Source organism: Variovorax sp. P4_D9, assembly GCF_056401695.1.
The window spans coordinates 1-3,192 of the sequence record NZ_JBFUIU010000945.1; the positions used below are offsets into that span (position 1 = coordinate 1).

General features: G+C 68.0%; 3 protein-coding genes. All 3 read right to left on the bottom strand.

All coding sequences use genetic code 11. From position 1 onward, the window contains the following. Positions 1-333: 333 nt before the first annotated feature. Positions 334-1,407, bottom strand: coding sequence for an ABC transporter substrate-binding protein (locus tag AC1DY5_RS48795; RefSeq protein ID WP_478121528.1), 1,074 nt, complete (start codon positions 1,405-1,407; stop codon positions 334-336). 50 nt (positions 1,408-1,457) lie between these two features. Further along, a complete protein-coding gene (locus AC1DY5_RS48800) occupies positions 1,458-2,600 on the bottom strand; it encodes an NAD(P)/FAD-dependent oxidoreductase (RefSeq protein ID WP_478121529.1) in 1,143 nt (380 codons plus the stop codon). Beyond that, on the bottom strand, positions 2,597-3,192 hold a 596-nt coding region (locus AC1DY5_RS48805; protein ID WP_478121530.1), incomplete at its 5' end, for a (2Fe-2S)-binding protein. The genes AC1DY5_RS48800 and AC1DY5_RS48805, both read right to left, overlap by 4 nt.

Consider the following 3,192-nt stretch of genomic DNA (forward strand, 5'->3'; position numbering starts at 1 on the left):
TCGTTGGATGGCTGATCGATAGCACGGGGTCCTGGCAGTACGTATTCGCCCTATCGATGTCAATGCTCGTTCTCGGCCCTGTCGGCGCGTGTTTGATTCGACCGGACCATCCTTACATGGGTGAGGACCCGCTGCCTGATTCGAAGCAGCCGGTCCCACCGGTGCCTTCGGCCATCGTCGCCCGTGTAGCGAGCTAAAAAAAGGTCTTGCACGGATCACTTGAACGAGGTTGCGCTCGTCAAAGTGATCCTGCCGGTGCGGGAACGCCTTGAACTTTGCAGTAGCCAATCGTCCCGAGTCCACACGCCGCTTGCCGGGCACCGCCCGTGAGCCCTATCGCTCGATGCTCTTGTTCCACCGCGCATTCCACGCCGGCCGGTTCGCGTTGATGCTCTCCCAGTCCACCGTGACTGCCGTCTTCATGTAGCCGTTGATCGCTGCCACCTGGGCAACGCCCTCGCCCACGGCCGGCGCCTTCGGGTTGGTCGGGATCTGGCTGCCGTACTGCAGCACGTTCGCCTGGGCCAGCGGGCTCAGCAGGAACTCGGCGAGCTTCTGGGCGAGTTCCGGCTCGCTGTTGTTGGCGATCACGCACTGACCCACCATCAGCACCACCGCGCCTTCCTTGGGGTTCGCGTATTCGACCGGGATGCCCTTGGTCTTCAGCGCCGCCACCGCCGTCGGCGTCAGCGGAAAGATCGCCGCTTCGCCGGTCTGCACCATCTCGGAGATCTTGGCCGAACTCGGGATGTATTCCAGTACGTTCGGGCCGATCGTCGTCGGCCAGGCCTTGAAGCCGGGCTCGACGTTCTGGTCGTTGCCGCCCTGGATGCGGTTGAACATCAGGAAGCCATGCAGGCCGAAGGACGAAGCCGAGACCGACTGGAACACCACCTTGCCCTTGAACTTGGGGTCGGCCAGATCCATCCACGAGGTGGGCGCAGCCCAGCCCTTCTCCTTGAACATCTTCGCGTTGTATGCCAGGCCGGTCATGCCCAGGCTCACGCCGCTGGCCATGTCGCCCTTGAAGCGCGCGGCCGGGTAGATCTCGTTGAGCGCCGCGCTCGGGCGCTGCTTCTCGCACAGCCCCATGCCGATCGCGCGGACCATGACGCCGTCGTCGAGGAACATCACGTGCATCTGCGGACGCTCCTTGTTGGCCTGCGCCTTGGCAAGAATGTCCGACGACGTGCCGGGCACCACCACGACCTTGACGTTGTTCAGCTTCTCGAAGGCCGGGAAGACGTACTGCGTATACGCCTTCTCCATGGTGCCGCCGTTCATGCCGATGTAGAGCGTCTTGGTCTGAGCGGCAACCACGCCGCTGGCAGCCAGGGCGGCGGCGGCAGCCACGGTGAAGAGCGAGCGGCGCACGATGGGCCGGAGGGCGATACGGGCAGAGGACATGACTTTCCTTTCGGGACGGTTGAAGGAGGGATGCAGGCGATGAATGCGGTTCAATGGGCCGGCGCCGGAGCGGCTTCCGGCGGGTGGACGAAGCGATCGATGGCGAAGGCGCCGATTGGCGTGCGGCTGCGTCCGTCGCGCACCAGTTCGGCCAGAACCTCGCCAACCGCAGGGCCGATCTGGAAGCCGGCGCCGGCAAAGCCGAACCCGTGAAACAGGCCCGGCGTCGTGCGGCTGGGGCCGATCACCGGCTGGTGGTCGGGCAGGTAGCCTTCGGTGCCGCCCCAGGTGCGGATGAAGTGCGCATGGCGCAGCATCGGCAGCAGCTCGATCGCCTGCGTCGACAGGCTCGCGATCGTGTCGCGCTCGGAGCGTGCGCGGTCGGCATCGAGCAGACGCCCCGGTCCTCCGCCGAGCACCAGGTTGCCGCGCGCGACTTGCCGGCAATACACACCGCCGCCCTCGACGCCGAGGCTCCATTGCATGAAGAACGGCAGCGGCTCGGTGACGGCCATCGCGGGACTGCGCGAATACATCGGCACCGTATCGCCGAACTGCCCGGCGACCGCGTTGGCCCAGGCGCCGGCGCAATTGAGCAGCACGGGCGCCTTCACTTCCAGCGCGTTGCCCGTACGCAGATGAAACAACTGTCCATCGTGTGCAATCTCGTCGACGCGCGTGCGCTCGTGGATGTCGGCGCCCGCGCGCTGCGCCGCGAGCGCGAAGGCCGGGGACACAAGGCGCGGATTGGCCTGCCCGTCTTCCAGGCAGAGCGAGCCACCGACCGCCTTGCCGCCGAGCCACGGGCACCGTTCGCGCAGCCGCGCGCCCGACAGGATGTCGATGCCGAGCGCGAAGTCGCGCGCGCGGTCGCGGTAGGCCTCCAGCGCGGCCAGATCGGCTTCGCTGCGCGCAATCTTGAAGTGGCCCGAGCGCAGGTACTCGCCGTCGGTGCCGATCAGTTCCGACAGGCGGCCCCAGATCTCATGGGCACGCTGTGCCAACGGCAGCTGGCCGAGGGGCCGCCCCTGGCGACGGACGCCCCCGTAGTTCACTCCGCTCGAGCGTGAGCCGCAGAAGTCGCGCTCCAGCAGCACCACGCGCAGCCCCTTGCCGCGCAACGCCAGCGCGGCCGAACTGCCCACGATGCCGCCACCCACGATGGCGACGTCAGTGCTGATGCGCAGCGTCATGCGGCTGCTCCTGCGTGCGACGCGCTCGATGCACGTACCAGTTGGATGGGGATCGGCTTGATCGGCGCCTGCCCGCGGAAGCGGCCCACCTGCTGCACCGGCTGTCTGGTGGCGTGCGCGAGGATCTCAGCGGCGGCCACGCCGCACATCCGGCCCTGGCAGCGGCCCATGCCGACGCGCGTCAGTGCCTTGAGGCGGTTCATCTCGTCGGCGCCGCTGTCCGCGACGCTCCGCCGCAACTCGCCCGCCGTGACGTTCTCGCAACGGCAAACCACGAGTTCGTCGGGCGCCTGCGCGGCCCAGTCGGAAGGGAAGGGAAAGGCGCGCTCGAGGCCCTCGCGAAATCCGGTGAGTCGGGCCAGCCGATGCTGGAGCATCCCTGCGCGCTGCGTGTCGATGGCCATGCCGTGGTCGGCCAGCAGCGTGAGCGCGGCCAGCTCGCCCGCCCACTCGGCCGCGTCGGCACCCATGATGCCGGCGCCATCGCCCGCAAGGTACACGCCGGGGACGCTGGAGCGTCCGGCCGCATCGCGCTCGGGCAGATGCGCGCGATGCAGCGGCGCAAAGGCGAACCGGCAGCCCAGCAGATCCG

Excerpts from the sequence above, each read along its gene's own strand:
- AC1DY5_RS48795 (WP_478121528.1), bottom strand. The coding sequence starts at position 1,407 with ATGTCCTCTGCCCGTATCGCCCTCCGGCCCATCGTGCGCCGCTCGCTC.
- AC1DY5_RS48800 (WP_478121529.1), bottom strand. The coding sequence starts at position 2,600 with ATGACGCTGCGCATCAGCACTGACGTCGCCATCGTGGGTGGCGGCATC.